We start from the raw sequence: 20,219 nt of genomic DNA, 5'->3' as shown, positions 1-20,219 counted from the left end.
GCCGAATGAAGGGGCCGGTGCTTTTCGGAGCGCCGGCCCCTTCAGCGTTGTACGACGTCGAAGGCTGCGTCCGGGAAGAGAGCCGCGTACCGGTCGACGGAGAAGATCTTGCCCGGGGAGGTCTGGAGGGTCACTCGACGCAGTCCCGGCAGGCGGGAGGCCAGGACGGAGAGATCCTCGACGCCGTGCATCGCCGGGACCCGGAGAGTCTCGATCTGCGCCAGCTCGGGCATGGCCTCGACGGAGTCCGGGAAATTGGTGAGGATCGGCCCGTTGAGATGGAGGCTGGTCAGCTGCGGAAGCGCGGCGACGGCCCGCCAGTCAGCGGCGGTGAGCGGAGTCGACAGCGGGCCGAGGCTGAGCTCCGTGAGACTGGTCCAGTGAGCCAGCCCGCGCAGGCCCGTCCGGTCCGTGGTGTTCCGGCCCAGGAAGAGGTACTCCAGCGCGGCATCGACCGGCAGGACGTCTGTGAGGCTCTCGCCGGTGAGTTCCTGGGCCAGGGACAGACGCAGGAGCGAGCGCAGTGATCGGAGGCCGTCGAGGTCGGCGAGCGGTCCAACGGCGAGAGAGGCGAGCGGAAGATCTGCGAGCCGGCCCAGGCCATGTGCGGCCGGGCATGCGGTCAGCCACAGTCCGCGCAGCGAACTGAAAGGCAACAGGGTGCCCAGGTCGGTGAGCGCTCCGTTTTCACGTAGGTCAAGACGGGCCACGTTCTCGACCTCCCGGACGGCGGCCACAATCGCCCCGATCGGATGCCCGCCCCGGAAGACCAGGCCGTCCCAGGGCCGCATCAGTCCCAGGGCCGCCCGCTGCTCGGCGGATTCGCAGACGACGTTGAGTCCCGTACGATCCAGGTGCTCCAGCACCTCCGCCGCGTACTCCTCCGTGTCGAAACGGCCCCAGGTGCCGGCGAGTTGCCGCCGTACGTCGAGATCCGCGTGGTGGCGGAACCGGCGGAGCACCCCCAGTGCTCCCTCCGGTTCCTCTGTGCCGAGCACCGAGGCGGTGATCGTGACGCCCAGCGCTTCCTCGTTCGTCAGGCCCTCGGGTCCGGGCAGCAACTCCAGGACCAACGGTCCCGCCTCCGCCAGCACCTTCGCGTCCTCCGCGGACCGCGATGGAATCAGCGCCACCGCCCGCTGCTCCACCTCCGCCCTCACCCCCGGATCCACCGCGGCCGCGTGTTCCAGACACGCCAGCGCCAGCAGGATCAGCCGGGGTGCGTCGTGCGCCAGCAACTGCCTCAGCAGGGAAGCCCGTTCGCGTGGGCGGGCGTGTGCCACGGCCATGCGGATCACGTCCTCCCACTCGGTGTCGCCCGCGTGGCCGGCCAGGACATCCAGGTGGCCCTCCTCCATCGCGTACCGGGCGCCCAGGTAGTCCTGGAACGTACGGTGGACAAAGTCCACGGCTCCGTCGGCGGGTTGGCGGAGCAGCCCGCTGCGCAGCAGCAGGGCCCGCAACACGGTCGCCGCGTCTGCGGGCAGTGCGATCGACGGGAGGCACCGCTCCACGATCCCCTCGGCCGTCTCAACCCCCATCTCCGTACGGCCGCTCAGCACCAACGCATACGCCAATCGCTGCAGCAACTCCAGTTGCACCTCCTCGCCCAGCTCCACCTCGTCCACCGCTCCCATGCCCCGCTCCCGGTCGCGGCGGGCCAGCAGCATCGTGAGGGCGGCGTCGTACAGCTCCTTGCGGCCGGTGGGGAGGTAGCCCCGGCGCTCCCGGTGCAGGGCGCAGATCAGGCCGCACATCAGGGGGTTGGTGGCGAGGCGTGCCAGGTCGCGTTTGGTGCGGAGGGAGTCGAGGAGTGGGCCCTCGAAATCCGGGGCCTCGGCCGCCGTGTGCCAGCGGTGGACGAAGGTGGCCACGTCCGTGCGGCGCATGGGGGCGAGGGTCAGTTCGCGGAAGCCCTCCGGCGCGAGCCAGTCCGGGCGGACGGCGGCGGGGCGGGAGGTCAGGAGCCAGCGGTTGCCCGGGAAGGCGTGGATGAGGGAGAGGAGCCAGTCGCGGGTACGGTGGCGGTCGGTGGCGGGGATCTCGTCCAGGCCGTCGACGAGGACCAGGGCCCGGCCGGCGGTCAAGACCCGTTCGGCCCAGCCTTCGGGCGGGGAGTGTGGGCAGCCCACCGCGGTCAGGAAGTCCGCGGGGGACGGGAGTTGGCCGCCCCGGATCAGGGTGCGCAGCGGGAGGACGTACGGGATGTGCGCGCCTTCGCGTGCCGCCGTCACCGCCAGCCACTGGACCAGCGTCGTCTTGCCGGAGCCCGCGTCGCCGCGCAGCAGGGCGCGGTCGTGAGTGAGAAGGGCTTCCTCGGCGAGGAGCTGGAGGGTGACGGGGGGCGGGCCGGTGCCGTCCCCGGGGAGGCCGCGGTCGTCCGAGGCCGTCGCCTCCAGACTCAGATAGGCGACTTCCAGCGGCCAGCGGTCGGGGGAGTCCCTCAGGTCGATGCCGTAGATGGTGATGTGGTTGTGGCGTTCGGTGACGTAGGAGCGGTAGCGGCGCTCGAAGGCGGTGTCGCGGGAGTCGGGGCGGGGTGTGCGGGCGAGCAACTCGTCGATCTTGGCGATGAGTTCGGCCTGCGCCCGGGTCTGTTCCACCAGGGTGCGGGCTACAAAGGTGGAGCGACGGGTGAAGAACTCCAGGATCTGCAGGCAGGCCCACTCCGTCGCGGAGTCGAGGAAATAGCAGGCGTCGGAGGAGAGGCCGTCGGGCGGGGGCGCCTGCCGCCGCAGTTTCCCGGCCAGTTCGCGGTGGCCCAGCTGTACGGCTTGGACGTCGTCCATGTCCAGATCGCCGAGGGCGAGCAGTCTGCGGGCGAGGGCGTCGGCGACGGCGATCTGTTCCCTGGTGCGGAAGGGCGGTTCGCCCGGTGAGTCGACCGCCTGCCGGACCAGGTGTTCCGCGAGTCTGTGCACGTCCTTCTCGACCAGCGCCCGCTTCTCGCCCCTGAACGACACCAGGTCCTTGAGGCGGACGGGCCTGTCGACCAGGCCCGCGCCCGGACCGTCTGCCACGAACAGCTTCTTCAGCAGCGGCGAGATCAGGCTCGACGCCAGCTTGCCGCCCAGTACCGTCGGCTCCATCCGCCACCCCCGTGCGTTTGCGCGAACGGATGGAGCCTAGGGGGTGTCGTCTGGATCATGCCAGCGTCGCGGGCCCTGGCACGCACTCCCCCAGAGGGGGTGCCCCTGGAGGCGTTGTCGTCACTCCCCGACGTCCCCCAGTCTTCGGCCGGGGGTGCCCCCACCGCGTCGCCCGCCGCGGCAGCGGCTGATTGTCCACGCCTCCTCCGCCTTGCAGCTGCACGCACCAGACCCCGCTCGGCTCGGTCAAGAGGCACTGTTCCTCACTGCCGACCTGATCCAGACGACACCCCCCTAGCGGCGGATTACGACAGCTGGCCGTTGTAGTCCGGCAGTTTGAACGTCTTCTCCGCGCGGCCGCCCGAGAGGTCGGTGGCGCTGTTGCCGACGTTCGCGATGATCGTGTAGCCGTTGTTCTCGATGTCGACGCGCTGGGCGGTCTTGTAGGCGGCGACGTCCTTGAAGAGGTCGAGGAAGCCGCGGACGTACAGGCCGGAGACGTCGTAGCCGTCGTGTTCGAGGTTGTACTCGGTCGGCAGGTAGATGATGCCCGGGCGGGCCGTGACGAAGAACAGGGAGACGCCGTGCTCCTGGGCGTACTTGGCGACGTTCAGGACCGGCTTGTTGGCCGGCTGGGGGTAGCTGAAGCCGAAGTCGGTCTCCAGCGTGGTGTTGTCGACGTCGAAGACGATCGCCTGCCGCTCGCCCGGCTTGGCGGCGGCGATGCGCTCCTTCAGATAGGGCAGGGCCTGGTCCATCACGGACTGGCAGTCGTTCTGCCAGGTGGCGTAGTCGACCGTGGTGGAGCTGCTCTCCGTCGCGGCCTGGGCCGGCGCGGCCATCCCGGCGAGCGCGGCGACGGAGACGGCGGTGACGGACACGCGGCGGGTCCAGCTGCCTGTGGTCATCGGTTGGGGTCCTCTCACGTCCACGGCTGTGTCAGGGGCATGATGAGTGGAGGAGGTGGCGTGGAGGGAACCGTTGGATTACCGGCGGGTAGGTTGCGAGAGGTGTGGGTCACACGCCGGGGGGTGTGGATCTCGGTCGCCGGTGACATACCGCACGGGCGAAATGCCTGTTACTAGCCGAGGTAGTGGGGCCCGCAGTAGGCGAAAAGGGAATGTTTCGCCTGATGTGCCGGCGGGATACCGATGGCGGGACCGGATTGCCTGCTCAAGGCGACTCTGTCAAGAAAGAGTCAATTTCGCACAAAGGTACTAGGGGGTGCCGTAGATGCCAGGGTTTGGGGGGTGTGCGCCCTTCGGGTTACCAAGAGATGCCCCGTTCGGCGGCTGTCCGTTTCAGCCGGTGCCGGAGGCGAGTCCCCGTTGTCTACCCCACGAGGTTCCGATGTCCCTGCGCGCCGCTCTCCGTTCCCCCCGTACGTCCTCGCTCCGCAAGCGGGCCGCCGTTCTGGCCGCCGGCGTCGGGGTCACGGCCGTGGTCGGGTCCGGGGTCGCGTCGGCCGCCACCTCCAGCGCCGCCGCCTGGGTCGACCCGGTGAAGAAGTACACCCTCTCCGCGAGCTTCGCCCAGGCCGGCGGCCTGTGGACCGCCAAGCACAGCGGGCAGGACTTCGCCGTGCCGACCGGCACACAGGTCGTCGCCGCGCACGGCGGCACCGTCGTCAAGGCCGGCGGCAACGGCGCCGGTGACGGTCCCGCGTACGGCAACGCCATCGTCATCAAGCACGGCGGCAGCCAGTACTCGCAGTACGCGCATCTGTCGCGCGTCGACGTCAAGGTCGGGCAGATCGTCAAGACCGGTCAGGGCATCGGGCTGTCCGGCAGCACCGGCAACTCCACCGGGCCGCACCTGCACTTCGAGATCCGTACGACCCCGAACTACGGCACCGCCGTCGACCCGGTCGCCTTCCTCCGCACCAAGGGCGTGACCGTCTAGGCAGGGCGACCGGAACCCTGGTGGGCCTGGGTCACCAGGTCCAGGGCGACCTCCAGAACGGCTTCCTGCTTCTTCTGGGGGTCGCCTTCGATGTCCTGCATGACGAACATGCCCGCGTGCAGCGTGAACATCGCGCTGATGCAGCGGACCTGGTCGGTCAGGGGCGCGTCCGGGTCGATGATGATGTTCCGCAGGCCGCGCATCCGGTCCTTGAAGGTGTCACCGATCCGCAGCTCCCGCACGGTCGCCTGGTTCTCCTGCATGAAGCGGAACAGCGGCCCGGCGTCCGCGAGCGCCTGGCTGTAGCGCCGTACGATCTCCTGCTTGGTCTCCAGGGTGTGCGGCTGGCCCTTGCCCCACTCGATCAGGTCCTGGATCGGCTGTGTGAGGTCCTCGAAGACGCTGACCAGGATCTCTTCCTTGGTCTTGAAGTGGTAGTACAGGGCCGCCTTGGTCACGTCGAGGCGCTCGGCGATCTCCCGCAGGGAGGTCTTCTCGTAGCCCTGCTCGGCGAAGAGTTCGAGCGCCACGTCCTGGATGCGCTGGCGGGTGTTGCCCCGGCGCTGCTGCTTGGTGCCGTCCATGGTGACGCCCATCCTCTTACTCCTCGCGCTCCCGCGAAAACTCGTCCTGTCGGATACGGACGTCCGGTTCGGGAACTTACTTGACGACCGGCTAGTGACAGGTCTACTTTCCCAGTGTAATGAACTAGTCGGGCGACAAGTAAGTAGTTGTCGCCAGGGGGAGTGGGAGAGATGGCGGACACCCAGGCGGCCGGGACCGGCCAGAAATCACCGGGGGCACCGGACGCGGCGAACGCGCCGGGAAAACAGCCCAGGAGCGTGCGGGTCGTGATCCTCGCGCTCATGATCGCGATGATGCTCGCGATGCTCGACAACATGATCGTAGGTACGGCGATGCCGACGATCGTGGGTGAACTGGGCGGCCTGCAGCATCTGTCGTGGGTCGTGACCGCGTACACCCTCGCGACCGCGGCGGCCACCCCGCTCTGGGGCAAGCTCGGTGACATGTACGGGCGCAAGGGCGCCTTCATGACCTCCATAGTCATCTTCCTGATCGGCTCCGCGCTCAGCGGCATGGCCCAGAACATGGGCGAACTGATCGGGTTCCGGGCCGTTCAGGGGCTCGGTGCCGGTGGTCTGATGGTCGGCGTCATGGCGATCATCGGTGACCTCGTGCCGCCCCGTGAGCGCGGCAAGTACCAGGGCATGATGGCCGGCGTCATGGCGCTCGCGATGATCGGCGGCCCGCTCGTCGGCGGCACCATCACCGACAACTGGGGCTGGCGCTGGGCCTTCTACATCAACCTGCCGCTCGGCGTGGTGGCGCTGGCCGCCGTCAGTGCCGTACTGCACCTGCCCAGGAAGCGGAGCAAGGCGCGCATCGACTACCTCGGCGCCGCTCTGCTGACCCTCGGCATCACCTCGATCGTGCTGGTCACCACCTGGGGCGGTTCCCAGTACGCCTGGACGTCCGCGCGGATCATGGAACTGACCGCCATCGGCGTCGTCTCGCTGGTCGGGTTCGTCTTCTGGCAGACCAAGGCCGCCGAACCGGTTCTGCCGCTGCACATCTTCCGCAGCCGCAACTTCACCCTGATGTCGGTCATCGGCTTCATCGTGGGCTTCGTGATGTTCGGCGCCACGCTGTTCCTGCCGCTGTACCAGCAGTCCGTGCAGGGCGCGTCCGCGACCAACTCCGGTCTGCTGCTGCTTCCGATGCTCGGCGCGATGCTGGTGACCTCGATGGTCGCCGGGCGGGTCACCACCAGCACCGGCCGCTACAAGATCTTCCCGCTCGCGGGCGGTGTGCTGCTGACGGTCGGGCTGTACCTGCTGTCCACGATGGACACCGGCACCTCCCGGTTCACCTCCGGTGTGTACATGGCCGTCGTCGGCCTCGGCATGGGCTGCCTGATGCAGATCACCATGCTGGTCGCGCAGAACAGCGTGGAGATGAAGGACATGGGCGTCGCGTCCTCCTCGACCACGCTGTTCCGTACGCTCGGCTCCTCCTTCGGTGTCGCCATCATGGGCGCGATCTTCAACAACCGGGTCCAGGACGAGATGACCGTGCGGGCCGGCGCGCTGGGCTCGAAGGTCACCGAGCAGTCGGCCTCGCTGAACGCCGCGAGCCTGGCGAAACTGCCGGCCACGGTGCGGGAGGCGTACCAGCACGCGGTGTCGGCCGGCACCCACTCGGCGTTCCTGCTCGGTGCCGTGATCACCGTGGTGGTCGTGGTGGCGGCGGTGTTCGTGAAGGAGGTGCCGCTGCGGGGCGGACCCCAGAAGGTGAGCTCCGATGAGGCGGCGCCGCTGGCGGTGGTCGAGGCCGTCTGAGAAACGCGTGCGGGTGGTTCCGGGGACCGAGTCTCCGGAACCACCCGCTTTCGTTTGTTTCCTCGGCGTCGGCGTATGGACAGCCCGTCTCCTTGGCATCGGCGCATGCACAAACCGCGTCGGCTGCGGCTCGCCAAAGACGCGGTGGACCGGGACGTGGCCACGACCTGAGCCTCAGCGACTCACCTGCGTCGGACCCGGCAGCATCGGGTAGCTCCCTGTGGCCGTCGGCGCGTGCTCCGGCAGCCACAGCACCGCCACCGCGCCCTCCGCCGGGACGTGCTCGGGTGCGCCCGCCGACCGGACGTTGCGGAAGGTCAGGCGGGCGCCCAGCACCCGGGCCTGCCCGGCCGCGATGGTCAGGCCCAGTCCGTGCCCCTGCCCCGCGCGGTCCTCGCTGCCGGTGCGGAACCGGCTCGGACCCTCGGCGAGAAGCTTCTCGGGGAAGCCGGGGCCGTGGTCGCGGACCCGGATGACCCGGCCCTCGACGGTCACCTCGATGGGCGGCTTGCCGTGCCGGGCCGCGTTGGCGAGCAGGTTGAACAGCACCCGCTCCAGGCGGCGCGGGTCGGTGGTGACCTCCGACTCGTGCACCACCCGCACCTCGGTCGCCGGGTCCTTGGCGGCCACCCGCCGGGCGACGAACTCGCCCAGCATGATGTCCTGCAGTTCGGCCCGCTCCGAGGCGCTGTCGAGCCGGGCCACCTCCAGCACGTCCTCGACGAGGGTGCGCATCGCCTTGGCCCGGTCGAGGACCAGTTCGGTCGGCCGGCCGGGCGGAAGCAGTTCGGCCGCCGTGAGCAGTCCGGTCACCGGCGTACGCAGCTCGTGCGCGATGTCGGCCGTCACCCGCCGCTCGGCCTCCAGCCGCTGCTGCAACGCGTCCGCCATGGCGTCCACCGCGCGCGCCAGGTCGTCGGTCTCGTCCCGTACGACCCCGCCGATCGCCTCCCGCACCCGCACGGCAGGCTCGCCCTGGGCGACCTGGTTGGCCGCGGCCGCCGCCTTGCGCAGCCGGCGCGAGAGCTGCCCGCCGATCAGCACGCCGAGCGCGCTGCCACCGAGGACGACCGCGACGGAGCCGATGACGAGGGCCTGGTCGAGGTCCTTCAGCACTTTGCTGCTGCGGTTCGGGAAGGAGCCGTGCAGGGACAGCACGCGCCCGTCCTTGGCCTGTACCGCCGCCCAGATGTCCGGCGGGCCGCCTTGGTCGATGACATCGGTCGCCCGGCGGCCCGCTTCGACCCTCTCGCGCAGCCCCGCCGGCAGGTCGGGGTCGTTGAGTTTGACGTCGGGGAAGTTCGCCCGCCCGTACAGTTCATAGTTGCGCTGGGCGATCTGCAGCCGCTCGTTGGACAGGTCGCGCGCGTTGTCCAGCATCGAGACACGGGCGGCGTTGTGCACCACCAGGCTCAGTGCGATCGCGACGAGCGCCCCGACCAGCGCGATCGCCGCGCTCAGCTTCCACCGGAGCCCGGTGCGCAGCCTCGGACCTCGGTGCCGGATGGATCTGATGAGCCCCCGCATGGCCGCCCCGCTCAGGCCTTCAACTTGTAACCGAAACCGCGGACCGTCTCGATCCGGTCCTGGCCGATCTTCGTACGCAGCCGCTGCACATGGACGTCGACGACCCGGGTGTCCCCGCCCCAGCCGTAGTCCCAGACGCGTTCCAGCAGCTTGTCGCGGGAGAGTACGGTCCCCGGTGTCGAGGAGAACTCCAGGAGCAGCCGCATCTCGGTCGGGGTGAGCGCGACCGGCTGTCCGGCCCGGCGCACCTCCATGCCGTCGGTGTCGATCTCCAGTTCGCCGAAAGTCAGGGGGCCGCCGGTCACCGCGACCGCGTCCTCGTGCGGTCTGTCGGCGCCGCTCGCGTGCCCGAAGCGCCGCAGTACGGCGCGGATCCGGGCGACCAGCACCGCGCCGTCGAACGGCTTGGTGACATAGTCGTCGGCGCCCGCCTCCAGACCCAGCACCACGTCGATGGAGTCGGCGCGCGCCGAAAGCATGATCACCGGCACCGTGGACTCGTCGCGGATGCGCCGGCACAGGCTCACCCCGTCCAGGCCCGGCACCATCACGTCCAGCAGGGCGATGTCGGGCCGGTCCGCGCGGAACGCCTCCAGGCCCGACAGTCCGTCGGGCATGGCCGTGACCGCGAAGCCGTCCCGCTCCAGGGCGAGCTGGGTGGCCTCGCGGATGACATCGTCGTCCTCGACGAACAGGACGTGGGTCTGGTCTGCCATCCCGGCTCTTTCGTGTGGTCGGTGTGCGGTCACTTGGCGGGGGAGGGGAGCGGCGTGGCGTTGCCGCTGCCGGCCGCGTTGCCGTAGTCGGTGTGGTGGAAGTCCTCCTGGACGAAGCGCCTCGAGGCCCAGCCGTAGGTGATCACGTTCTCACCGGACGGGCTCGAGACCGGGTCGCCCTTCTCGTACACCTGTTTGGTCACGCTCAGATCGCCCCGGTCGATCTCCGCGTAGACCGGGGACTCCTCGGCCTTGAAGACATTCTTGTACGCGCCGCTCTCGTCGCGGTACACATACGCCCCCACCCCGACCGCGTCACCACAGGTCAGCACGTTCACGACGATGTCCTCGACCGGGCCGCCGGTCAGATCGCCGTAGGTCACGTCGACCGGGTACTCGTCGCCCGCGCACGGCTTCAGGTCCCGCTTCACCGTGGCGGAGACTGCCGGGTCGGCCTTCACCAGGGCGACCGCGTCGACCTTCGCATACGTCTGGGAGGGGTTGGGCGAGGGGGAGGCGGCGGCCGGGGCCTTTGCCGCCGAGTCGGCGTGCGCCGGGCCCTCGTCCCGGGCTCCGGTGCCGCCGGTGCCGCAGGCGGCGGCGAAAAGGCCGAGGGCGGCGAGCACGGCCGCCGCCGTGGTCACCGCCTGTGCACTCGCCGGGCCCCGGTTGGACCCTGTGCCGGTCAGGCCGCGCAACGCTCCCGCTCCTCACGCTCCAGCGCGCGTGCGTCGAGGTCGCGTGCCTCCAGCTCCTCGCGGAGCCGGGCGAGCGCCCGGTGCAGCGTGCTCTTGACCGTTCCGGCCGACATGCCGAGGGCGGCGGCCGTCTCCTCCGTGGACATCTGCTCCCAGTGTCGCAGCACGACGACACTGCGCTGCTTCGGTGCCAGAACCTTCATGATGTCCATGAGGAGTGCGCGATCCGCGTGCTGCTCCGTGGAGTCCTCCACACAGGCGTCGGGCAACTGCTCGGTGGGAACCTCCTCCAGCTTGCGGGCCCGCCACCACTCGGTCCGCGTGTTGATCATGACCCGGCGCAGATAGGCGTCCGCGAGCCGCTTGTCCTCGATGGTCTCCCAGCGGCCGTACGTCCGTACCAGCGCGGTCTGGAGCAGGTCCTGGGCGTCCGTCGGGTCCGGGACCAGCCGGCGGGCGCTGCGCAGCAGCGCGTCCTGCCGGGTGCGGACGTACTCCTCGAATCCGAGCACCTCGCCCTGCGCCATGATCAACCGCCTCCCGATCCCCGTTTTCCCCGGCCCTGTGCCTGAGTTCGTGCTGGCCCGCGGTCCTGGCGGGCACAGAAACGAAGCTACGGACCTGTTGTCACGGGGCTGTGCGGACCAGCCTGCGGCTAGCGATCGGCTGTCCGTCGGTTGTGTAACGGAAGTAGGTGCGGGGTAAGCGGGCGCAGTCTTATGACCGGTTATGCGGGGATTTGTCGTGCGGTCGGGGCCGTAACACAAGGCCTCCGCCTGTGATGTGGCTGTACGTCAGCCCAGCGGCAGCCGGTACAGACCGCCCGCGAGGGGCTCCACCAGCCCGTCCGAGACCAGCCCGTCCAGAGCGCGCGCCCGCTGCACCGGCTCGTGCCACACCCGGTCGAGCGCCGCCTGCGGCACGGGGGCGGGCGCCTCGCGCAGCACGGCCAGCAGCTTGCCGCGCACCTGCCGGTCGGTACCGGCGTACGTCTGCCCGCGCCGGGGCGGCCCCTCGTGCTCCGGCTTGCCGGCCAGCCGCCAGGCGCACGCCCCGGCGATCGGGCACCGCAGACACGTCTCGTTCTTCGCCGTGCACACCAGCGCACCGAGCTCCATGGAGGCGGCGGCCCAGCGGGCGGCGGTCCTCTCGTCCGCGGGCAGCAACTCGCGGGCGAGCCTGCGCTCGGCGGCGGTGGTGGCGTTGGGCGGGTACTGCACACCGGTCACGGCCCGCGCGAGCACCCGCCGCACATTGGTGTCGAGCACGGCGTGCCGCTGCCCGTACGCGAAGGAGGCGACGGCCGCGGCGGTGTACTCACCGATGCCCGGCAGCGCGAGCAGTTGTGCGTGATCCGTCGGTACGTCGCCGTCGTGCCGTTCCGTTATGGCGACGGCGGCGCCGTGCAGCCGCAGGGCGCGGCGCGGGTAGCCGAGCCGGCCCCAGGCACGGACCGCCTCGCCGGGCGCCTCCGCGGCGAGGTCGGCGGGGCGCGGCCAGCGGGCCAGCCACTGCTCGTAGACGGGCAGCACCCGGCTGACCGGGGTCTGCTGCAACATGAACTCACTGACCATCACACCCCACGGGCCCGCCTCCGGGCGGCGCCAGGGGAGGTCACGGGCGTGGGCTTCGAACCAGTCGATCACGGGGGTGTGGAGCTTCTCAGTCATGGCCCTTCCGATCCTGCCACGTCCGGCCACGGCTGGGTTGGACGTGGTTCGTGGCGAGGCCGGGGCGGCCGCCGGTCCAGGGTCTGGCGGTCGGGTCTGTCGGTCGGGTCCTCGTTCGGGTTTGTCCTTCCGGCCTGTTCTCCGCGCCTGCCACGTGAAGAGGAGTTGTGCCGAAGGGAGTTGCCGAAATGATGATCCGGAAAAGTTGAGGTTTGGGCGGCGGGTGGGGCGAGGAAGTGCACAGATCTCTCGTACAGTTTGCGCCGTGGGATCTCTGCGCAATCCGGTCGGGCCGCTTCCCTCCTCCATCTACTGGCGACGGAGGGTCGTCATGCTGTCGGTGGTCGTCGTCCTGGCGCTGCTGATCGCGTGGATCGTGACGTCCAGCGGCGGGGGCGGCAACAAGAACGCCGACGGGTCGAACGGCAAGAATCCCGCGTCCACGATCACGCCGGGGCCGTCCGGCAGCGGGCCGGCGATCAGCCAGGCGCCGGGCGGGCGGGACGAGTCGAGCGGGGGCGGCGGCGCGTCATCCAGCCCCGGCTCCGGTTCGAGTGCCAGTTCCGGTTCCGGCGACGGGAGTTCGCGTGGGTCGGGGGGCGGCTCGTCGTCCGGTTCCGCCGGTTCCTCGGGTTCCTCGTCGGGCTCGGGGGATGTCATCTCGGGTTCCGGCGGTACGGTCGCCTCGCTGCCGGGGACTTCTACCCTCCCCAACTGCTCCGCCGCGGCTGTGTCGTTGAGCCTGAAGAGCCTGCGCAACTCCTACTCGCCCGAGCAGACGCCGAGCTTTGAACTCACGGCGAAGAACACGTCGTCCAGCGACTGCAAGGTCGATCTCGGCCCGAAGAACGCGGTGTTGACGATCACGCCGGCCAGTGCGGACAACAGCTACTGGTCGTCGGCGGACTGCCCGAAGACGGCGGGGAGCCTGTGGTACCGGGTGCCTGCGGGAAGCAGCATCACGTACACCCTGAAGTGGGACCGCAAGCCGAGCGCCCCGCAGTGCGCGACGCCTTCGGCGGGGTCGGCCGGGGCAGGCACGTACTTGCTGGAGGCCCAGGCACCGGGGTTCGCCAAGGCGCAGGCGTCCTTTGTACTGGCGGCGGATTAGTGTGGAGCCGGGTGGGGTCGCTTGCCGGCGCTCGCCGGGTGCGGCCCGCGCCCACCCGTGCCCCCCAGCGGCACGACTGCCCGCAGGCTGGGTCAGCTGACAAGGCGCCTGCGCTGAAGCGCCCCTTCTGGGGCGCGGGGGTGTAGGTAGCAATGTGCGCCTCCGCCGCGGGGCGGCGAGAGCCCCCACGGGTCCGCGGTCGAGTAGCTGGCACGCGCGTGGGGTCGCTTGCCTACGCTTGCCGGGTGCCGCCTGCGCCCACCCGTGCCGCCCCAGCGGGGACGACTGCCCGCAGCTGAAGCGCCCCTTCAGGGGCGGGGGGAACTGCGCGACCAGCCCCCACCGGCCCGCGGACGCATAGCACCGGCCCGCGGTCGAAATGTCTGCCACCAGCGGAGCTACACGTACCGTTCGAGGATCGACGACTCCGCCAACCTCGACAGGCCCTCCCGGACACTTCGCGCCCGGGCCTCGCCCACCCCGTCCACGGTCTGCAGGTCGTCGACGCTCGCGGCGAGCAGCTTCTGCAGGCCCCCGAAATGCTCCACCAGCCGGTCGATGATCGCCCCCGGCAGTCGCGGAACCTTCGCCAGCAGCCGGAAGCCGCGCGGTGACACCGCCGAGTCCAGAGCCTCCGGCGAACCCGTGTAACCCAGCGCCCGTGCCACCGTCGGCAGCTCCAGCAGCTCCGCGTGGCTGAGGGCGTCCAGCTCGGAGAGCGCCTCGTCGACCGTGCGGGAGCGCTTTGCCGTGGGCTCGGGGACGTAGTCCCGGACCACCAGCTCGCGCTCGGGTTCCACACCGGCGATCAGTTCGTCCAGCTGGAGTGCGAGAAGCCGCCCGTCGGTGCCCAGTTCGACGACGTACTCGGCGATCTCCGTGGCGATACGGCGGACCATCTCCAGCCGCTGGGCGACGGCCGAGACATCGCGGACCGTCACCAGGTCCTCGATCTCCAGCGCCGACAACGTTCCCGCGACCTCATCCAGGCGGAGCTTGTACCGCTCCAGCGTGGCCAGCGCCTGGTTCGCACGGGAGAGGATCGCCGCCGAGTCCTCCAGGACGCGTCGCTGCCCGTCGACGTAGAGCGCGATCAGCCGCATCGACTGGGAGACCGAGACCACCGGGAAGCCGACCTGTTTGGAGATCCGGTCCGCCGTGCGGTGCCGCGTGCCCGTCTCCTCCGTCGGGATCGTCGCGTCGGGCACGAACTGGACGCCGGCCCGCAGGATCTTCGACAGGTCGGAGGAGATCACGATGCCGCCGTCGAGCTTGCACAGCTCGCGCAGCCGGGTCGCCGTGAACTCGACATCCAGGACGAAGCCGCCCGTGCACATCGTCTCGACCGTCTTGTCGAAGCCGAGGACGATGAGCCCGCCGGTGTTGCCGCGGAGGACCCGCTCCAGGCCGTCGCGCAGGGACGTGCCCGGAGCCACAGCGCTCAGCGAGGCGCGCATCAGGCCATCGGAACCGGCACTCCCACCCGACTTTCCGGGAGCCGCTGCCCGGTCGTTGGCTGCCACTGCACTCCTCCGGTCGCAGGTTCTGAGGCGCTCCCGCACCCGCACTCGGTTCGTACGGACGGGCGAGACCAGGGCAAAGTCTACCGGCGCTGCTCCGCCTCCTGGGGGGCCTCTCGGCGACGGGAGCGCGGCAGCACCCGCAGCGCCTCCCCCATGTCGGCGACTTCCAGGACCTTCATGCCCGCCGGGACCTTGCCGGGATCACCCGGCACGAGCGCGTGCGTGAAGCCCAGACGGTGCGCCTCCGTGAGCCTGCGCTGGACGCCGGTGACCCGTCTGACCTCGCCCGCGAGGCCGACCTCGCCGATGGCCACCAGGTTCTTGGGGAGCGGGGTGTCGCTCGCGGCGGAGGCCAGGGCGAGGGCGATGGCAAGGTCGGCCGCGGGCTCGGAGAGCTTCACGCCGCCGACCGTCGCGGAGTAGATGTCCCGCTTGCCGAGCGCGCTGATCCGCCCGCGCTGCTCCAGCACCGCCAGCATCATGGAGACCCGGGAGGTCTCCAGCCCCGAGGTGGTGCGGCGCGGGGAGGGGATCTGGGAGTCCACCGTCAGCGCCTGGACCTCGGCGACCAGCGGGCGGCGGCCCTCCAGGGTGACGGTCAGACAGGTACCCGGGACCGGTTCGACGCGTCGTGTCAGGAAAAGTCCGCTCGGGTCGGCGAGGCCCGTGATGCCCTCGTCGTGCAGTTCGAAGCAGCCGACCTCGTCCGTGGCGCCGTAGCGGTTCTTGACCCCTCGGACGAGACGCAGGCGCGCGTGCCGGTCGCCCTCGAAGCTCAGCACGACGTCCACGAGGTGTTCCAGGAGGCGCGGACCGGCGATCGCGCCGTCCTTGGTGACGTGGCCCACCAGGAGGGTCGACATCCCCCGCTCCTTGGAGGCGCGGATGAGCGCCCCGGCCACCTCCCGCACCTGGGCCATACCGCCCGGCGCGCCGTCGATCTCGGGGGACGCGACCGTCTGTACGGAGTCCAGGATCAGCAGCGACGGCTTCACCGCGTCCAAGTGGCCGAGAACGGCGGCCAGATCGGTCTCGGCGGCGAGATAGAGATGGTCGTCGATGGCGCCGATGCGGTCGGCGCGCAGCCGGACCTGGCTCGCGGACTCCTCGCCGGTGACATAGAGCGTGCGGTGCTCGTCGCTCGCCGCTTTGGCCGCCACGTCCAGGAGGAGGGTGGACTTGCCGACGCCGGGCTCGCCGGCCAGGAGGACGACCGCGCCGGGGACCAGGCCGCCGCCGAGGACCCGGTCCAGCTCGGGCACGCCGGTCGTCCGCGCGGTGGCCTGGCGGCCGTCGACCTGGCCGATGGGCACCGCGGAGGTGGTGACACGGCCGGGTGTCGTCGTACGGACCGCGGGTGTGCCGTACTCCTCGACCGTCCCCCAGGCCTGGCACTCGGGGCAGCGACCGAGCCACTTGGCCGTCTGCCAGCCGCACTCGGTGCAGCGGTAGGACGGACGGTCCTTCGAGGTCTTGGTACGGGCAGCCATGCGGAAACCGTAGCCCCCGCCACTGACAGCGGGGCCACGGTGGCCTCTGTGACTGATGTGGGTGGACGGATCTTGGCCATGCCCCGTCAGGAACGAGCCACTGAATTTCGGGTTCCTGTCCCCTTATGAGGGATCGTTTCACCCGTACGGATTAAAAGTGCTCAAGGCGCAAGAAGGGGCCATACGCCGCCGCCTACGGTCGCACGGGTGATGAGCAGCAGTCCGGAGACCTCGACCCGCATGACCGGCGCACACCGGGCGCACCGAGGGGTGCGTACGGCGCGCGATCGTACGGCGGCGCGCGCGCTGGCGCAGCGACCGCCGGCGCGCTACGAGCCCTACCTCGACGGGCTGTTCACGTACTGCCTGTCGGTGCTGTGCGACCACGACGCGGCCACCGCCGCCCTCGGGGAGGTCCTCGCCCTCGCCGAGCGGCGCGGCCAGCGCGTCCCGGAGGCCGGGGACTGCAGGGCCTGGCTGTACGCGCTGGCCCGCTGGGCCTGTCTGCGCGGGCTGGCCGAGGCCAAGCAGAAACGTCAGGCCACCCATGCGGCGGGGCGGCACATCGCCCCCGAACCGCTGGCCGCCGCCGAGGCAGAGGAGCAGCGGCACCGTGAACTCGCCCTGCTCGCCTGGCCCGAGGCCGCCGGCACCACCCCGGAGCAGCGCGAGGCGCTCGAACTCGCCGTACGCCACCACCTCGCCGCCCACGAGGTCGCCGCCGTCCTCGGCATGGACCTGGCCGGCGCCCGCGAGCTGCTCGCCTCCGCCGCCTGCGAGGTGGAACGCACCCGCGCGGCGCTCGCCGTCGTCGAGACCGGCGGCTGCCCCAGCGTGTCCCACCTCACCGGCGACAGCCAGCTGGTGCTCAGCAGCGCCCTGCGCCGCGAGCTGGTCCGGCACGTCGACGACTGCCCGCGCTGCCGCCGCACCGCCGAACGCGCGGCTCCCGGGCGGTGGCCCGGCGCGATGACCACACCCGCCGAACTGCCCGTCCTGGAGGCGCCCCGCGCGGCCCTGCACGTGGCCATGGCGCACCCGCCACGCGCGCGTGGCGCCGCCGTTCCGCGCTTCGACCGGCGCGGATTCCCGATGGACCCCAAGGACCGGGCGGCCCGCCGCGACCGGCTACGCGCGCGTGCCGTCACGACGACCGTCGTCGCCACGGTGGTGGCCGCGCCGGTGCTGGCCCTGTGGGCCGCGTACCGGGGCTCGCCCGGGGAGGGCCACGAGGGGCCGTCCGCGACCGCGCGGGAGGCCTCCGGCCCCGACGCGCTGGGCGGCGACGTGGCCGGGGGCTACGAGAACGCCGGGAACGCCAGCACCAGACCCGGGCCACGGATCGGGAAGGACGGCAAGGCCGACGTCTCGGTGGAGGTGGTCAGCGTCGCGGGCGGCGACCGGAAGAAGGCCGGTGCGGGGCACCTCGCGGTGACGGCCTCGAACGACGGCGACACGACGCTGATCACGCTCGCCGCGACCGGGGACTCGGCGGTGCGGTGGTCGGTGTCCACCTCGGCGGGGTGGCTGTACTTCTCGCGGCCTTCGGGAACGCTGCGGCCGGGCGAGTCGTTCACGATCAAGGTGTACGTCGATCATCTGCGGGAGCCGGCCGGTTACTGGAGCGCGCGGGTGGCGGTGGCGCCGGCGGGGGCCGTGGTGTCGATCTACGGGTACGGGATGGCTCCGCCGACCAGCAGGGGACCGAAGCCGACCCCTCCGGGGACGCCGGCGCCGACGGCGACCGGGTCGCCGTCCGGCGAGCCGACACCGACGGCTCCGCCGAGCGAGCCGACGCCCACGCCGACGCCCACCGAATCGGACACCGCCAGTCCGACGGATTCGGCTTCACCGACGGAGAGCGAGAGCGCGAGTTCGTCGGCGAGTCCTTGAGTGGTGGGCTGGGGTGTGCCGGCGGGTGCGCGTCCGTGTCGGAGGGTGCGCGTCCGCGGTGGCTGGTCGCGCCCACGCGGCGGAGCCGCATACCGATACGGCTCGCTACCGATGCGGCTCGCGCCCCTTGCGGTGCGCCTCAGCGGGCGTCAGTGCGCCGGGTCCGCAGGATCCGCCGGATGCGGTGCCAGCAGCGGAAGCTGCGAAGCCAGCCGCTCCTCGCACAGCTCCACCAGGCGGTCGTAGCCGGCCTTGCCCATCAGTTCCGTCAGTTCCGGCCGGTAGGAGACGTACACCGGGTCGCTCGCGCCGTGTGCCGACGTCGCCGAGGTGCACCACCAGTGCAGGTCGTGGCCGCCCGGGCCCCAGCCCCTGCGGTCGTACTCGCCGATAGAGACTTGGAGGACGCGTGTGTCGTCGGGGCGGTCGATCCAGTCGTAGGTGCGGCGGATCGGGAGCTGCCAGCAGACGTCCGGCTTGGTCTCCAGCGGCTCGCGGCCCTCCCGCAGCGCCAGGATGTGCAGCGAGCAGCCCGCGCCGCCCGCGAAACCGGGGCGGTTCTGGAAGACGCACGAGCCGTTGTACGGCCGGGTCTGCCGGGAGCCCTCGTCGTCCTCCGAGACCCAGCCGTTCCGCATGCCCTCGTCGTGGTGCTGCCAGATCTCCGGCGTGAGCCTCGCCACATGCTGGGCGACCCGCTTCTCGTCGTCCTCATCGGAGAAGTGCGCGCCCAGCGTGCAGCAGCCGTCGGCCGCGTGACCCGCCTGGATGCCCTGGCAGCCGCTGCCGAAGATGCAGTTCCAACGGGAGGTCAGCCATGTCAGGTCACAGCGGAACACCTGCTCGTCGTCCGCCGGATCCGGGAACTCCACCCATGCTCGCGCGAAGTCGAGGCCCTTCTCGTCCGCTGCCGGGGCCGGCTGTGACGTCCTCGACTTCTTCGGTGGTTTCACCCGAGAAGAACCGTCGGCGGATTTGGCGCCCTTGTGGTCCTTCGTCTTTTTCGTCTTTGGCACCCGTACAGGGTAAGTCGCGCAAGGCGGCTTCGGGGACGGCTCCGGCGGCGGGTCACCGACCGGCTGGCAGTAGCGTTCCGTACATGAGACTCGGTGTCCTCGACGTGGGATCCAACACGGTGCATCTGCTGGTGGTGGATGCGCACCCCGGCGCACGCCCGCTGCCCGCGCACTCGCACAAGGCGGAATTGCGCCTTGCACAACTCCTCGACGGCAACGGCGCCATCGGACCCGACGGGGTCGAGAAACTGATCGGTGTCATCCATGAGGCCCTGCAGGCCGCGGAGGACAAGGGCGTCGAGGATCTGCTGCCGTTCGCCACCTCCGCCGTGCGCGAGGCCAGCAACGCCGATGACGTCCTCGCGCGCGTGAAGGCCGAGACCGGCGTCGAGCTCCAGGTCCTCACCGGCGCCGAGGAGGCCCGGCTGACCTTTCTCGCCGTACGCCGCTGGTTCGGCTGGTCCGCCGGAAAGCTGCTGCTCCTGGACATCGGGGGCGGCTCCCTGGAGATCGCGTACGGCATCGACGAGGAGCCGGACACCGCGGTCTCGCTGCCGCTCGGCGCCGGCCGGCTCACCGCCGGCTGGCTCCCCGGCGACCCGCCGGCCCCGGACGACATACGGGCGTTGCGCCGCCACGTACGTGCCGAGATCGCGCGTACGGTCGGCGAGTTCAGCCGCTTCGGCGCCCCCGACCACGTGGTCGCCACGTCCAAGACCTTCAAGCAGCTGGCCCGTATAGCCGGCGCGGCCCGCTCCGCCGAGGGCCTCTACGTGCAGCGCGAACTCAGGCGGAGCTCCCTGGAGACCTGGGTCCCGAGGCTGGCGGCCATGAACACGGCCGAGCGCAGCGCACTCCCCGGAGTCTCCGACGGCCGGGCGGGCCAGCTGGTGGCGGGCGCGCTGGTGGCGGAGGCGGCGATGGACCTTTTCGGGGTGGACACGGTGGAGGTCTGCCCCTGGGCCCTGAGGGAAGGCGTGATCCTGCGGCGCCTTGATCACATGGGTTCGGTGTAAGCGCCCCGACGGGCTCGACGGGCTCGACGGGCTCGACGGGCTCGACGGGCTCGACGGGCTCGACGGGCACGACAGGCTCGACGGGCTCCACGGGCTCCACGGGCTCCACGGGCTCGACAGGCCCCGAACAGGGACGCGGGCCGCGTTTGACACGCGGCCCCCGCGGCGCGGACAACCACCCCGGCGCCGCACTCGCGAACGCACCGCG

The 20,219-nt window shown here is 70.9% G+C and carries 16 protein-coding genes; 5 read left to right on the top strand and 11 right to left on the bottom strand.

Annotated features, from left to right (window positions below; all coding sequences use genetic code 11):
* Positions 1 to 41: 41 nt before the first annotated feature.
* Positions 42 to 3,089 carry an NACHT domain-containing protein gene (locus ABZ396_RS20395; RefSeq protein ID WP_358921528.1) on the bottom strand — a complete coding sequence of 1,016 codons (3,048 nt, stop codon included), beginning with the start codon at positions 3,087 to 3,089 and terminating at the stop codon, positions 42 to 44.
* Positions 3,090 to 3,394: 305 nt separating this feature from the next.
* The gene (locus ABZ396_RS20390; protein WP_358921526.1) at positions 3,395 to 3,997 is read right to left on the bottom strand and encodes an HAD family acid phosphatase; all 603 of its coding nucleotides are present in this window, start codon (positions 3,995 to 3,997) and stop codon (positions 3,395 to 3,397) included.
* A 442-nt stretch (positions 3,998 to 4,439) separates the two neighbouring features.
* Here ABZ396_RS20390 and ABZ396_RS20385 point away from each other — a divergent pair, with 442 nt between their 5' ends.
* Positions 4,440 to 4,991, top strand: a complete 552-nt coding sequence (locus ABZ396_RS20385; RefSeq protein ID WP_358921525.1) for a M23 family metallopeptidase — start codon at positions 4,440 to 4,442, stop codon at positions 4,989 to 4,991.
* Here ABZ396_RS20385 and ABZ396_RS20380 read toward each other — a convergent pair.
* A complete protein-coding gene (locus ABZ396_RS20380; RefSeq protein WP_358921523.1) occupies positions 4,988 to 5,587 on the bottom strand; it encodes a TetR/AcrR family transcriptional regulator in 600 nt (199 codons plus the stop codon). The genes ABZ396_RS20385 and ABZ396_RS20380 overlap by 4 nt on opposite strands.
* A 159-nt stretch (positions 5,588 to 5,746) precedes the next feature.
* On the opposite strand from ABZ396_RS20380, the gene ABZ396_RS20375 reads away from it, so the two are divergent.
* Positions 5,747 to 7,351, top strand: coding sequence for an MDR family MFS transporter (locus ABZ396_RS20375; RefSeq protein ID WP_358921521.1), 1,605 nt, complete (start codon positions 5,747 to 5,749; stop codon positions 7,349 to 7,351).
* Positions 7,352 to 7,525: 174 nt separating this feature from the next.
* Here ABZ396_RS20375 and cseC read toward each other — a convergent pair whose 3' ends face one another.
* The 5 genes from cseC to ABZ396_RS20350 all read right to left on the bottom strand — a co-directional run bounded on the left by cseC (position 7,526) and on the right by ABZ396_RS20350 (position 11,962).
* Positions 7,526 to 8,878, bottom strand: a complete 1,353-nt coding sequence (gene cseC, locus ABZ396_RS20370; RefSeq protein WP_358921519.1) for a two-component system sensor histidine kinase CseC — start codon at positions 8,876 to 8,878, stop codon at positions 7,526 to 7,528.
* Between the two features lie 11 nt (positions 8,879 to 8,889).
* Positions 8,890 to 9,594, bottom strand: coding sequence for a two-component system response regulator CseB (cseB, locus tag ABZ396_RS20365; protein ID WP_358921517.1), 705 nt, complete (start codon positions 9,592 to 9,594; stop codon positions 8,890 to 8,892).
* A gap of 29 nt (positions 9,595 to 9,623) precedes the next feature.
* Positions 9,624 to 10,292, bottom strand: a complete 669-nt coding sequence (locus tag ABZ396_RS20360) for a hypothetical protein (RefSeq protein ID WP_358921515.1) — start codon at positions 10,290 to 10,292, stop codon at positions 9,624 to 9,626.
* Entirely contained in the window at positions 10,280 to 10,819 is a 540-nt protein-coding gene (locus ABZ396_RS20355; protein WP_358921514.1) for a SigE family RNA polymerase sigma factor, read from the bottom strand. The genes ABZ396_RS20360 and ABZ396_RS20355 overlap by 13 nt, the downstream gene beginning before the upstream one ends.
* Before the next feature lie 267 nt (positions 10,820 to 11,086).
* Complete coding sequence (locus ABZ396_RS20350; protein WP_358921512.1) at positions 11,087 to 11,962, bottom strand: A/G-specific adenine glycosylase; 876 nt, start codon at positions 11,960 to 11,962, stop codon at positions 11,087 to 11,089.
* Between the two features lie 265 nt (positions 11,963 to 12,227).
* Between ABZ396_RS20350 and ABZ396_RS20345 the strand changes: the two genes are divergently transcribed.
* Positions 12,228 to 13,073 (top strand): hypothetical protein, encoded by an 846-nt coding sequence (locus ABZ396_RS20345; protein WP_358921511.1) that lies wholly within the window; start codon positions 12,228 to 12,230, stop codon positions 13,071 to 13,073.
* Positions 13,074 to 13,471: 398 nt separating this feature from the next.
* Here the strand turns inward: ABZ396_RS20345 and disA are convergent, their stop codons facing one another.
* Complete coding sequence (gene disA / locus ABZ396_RS20340) at positions 13,472 to 14,596, bottom strand: DNA integrity scanning diadenylate cyclase DisA (protein ID WP_358921509.1); 1,125 nt, start codon at positions 14,594 to 14,596, stop codon at positions 13,472 to 13,474.
* Between the two features lie 80 nt (positions 14,597 to 14,676).
* On the bottom strand, positions 14,677 to 16,086 hold the full coding sequence (gene radA, locus ABZ396_RS20335) for a DNA repair protein RadA (protein ID WP_358921507.1): 1,410 nt from the start codon (positions 16,084 to 16,086) through the stop codon (positions 14,677 to 14,679).
* Positions 16,087 to 16,293: 207 nt separating this feature from the next.
* Here radA and ABZ396_RS20330 point away from each other — a divergent pair, with 207 nt between their 5' ends.
* Positions 16,294 to 17,979, top strand: a complete 1,686-nt coding sequence (locus ABZ396_RS20330) for a hypothetical protein (RefSeq protein WP_358921505.1) — start codon at positions 16,294 to 16,296, stop codon at positions 17,977 to 17,979.
* Positions 17,980 to 18,128: 149 nt separating this feature from the next.
* Here the strand turns inward: ABZ396_RS20330 and ABZ396_RS20325 are convergent, their stop codons facing one another.
* On the bottom strand, positions 18,129 to 18,995 hold the full coding sequence (locus tag ABZ396_RS20325; RefSeq protein ID WP_358921503.1) for a hypothetical protein: 867 nt from the start codon (positions 18,993 to 18,995) through the stop codon (positions 18,129 to 18,131).
* An 83-nt stretch (positions 18,996 to 19,078) separates the two neighbouring features.
* Between ABZ396_RS20325 and ABZ396_RS20320 the strand changes: the two genes are divergently transcribed.
* Positions 19,079 to 20,011 (top strand): Ppx/GppA phosphatase family protein, encoded by a 933-nt coding sequence (locus ABZ396_RS20320; protein ID WP_358921501.1) that lies wholly within the window; start codon positions 19,079 to 19,081, stop codon positions 20,009 to 20,011.
* The last annotated feature ends 208 nt before the right edge of the window (positions 20,012 to 20,219 follow it).

Origin of the sequence: Streptomyces sp. NPDC005866, from assembly GCF_040629895.1 — a bacterium.
Taxonomy (GTDB): Bacteria; Actinomycetota; Actinomycetes; order Streptomycetales; family Streptomycetaceae; genus Streptomyces.
Note: the sequence above shows the minus strand (reverse complement) of the source record. Positions and strands in the feature narration are given on the sequence as shown.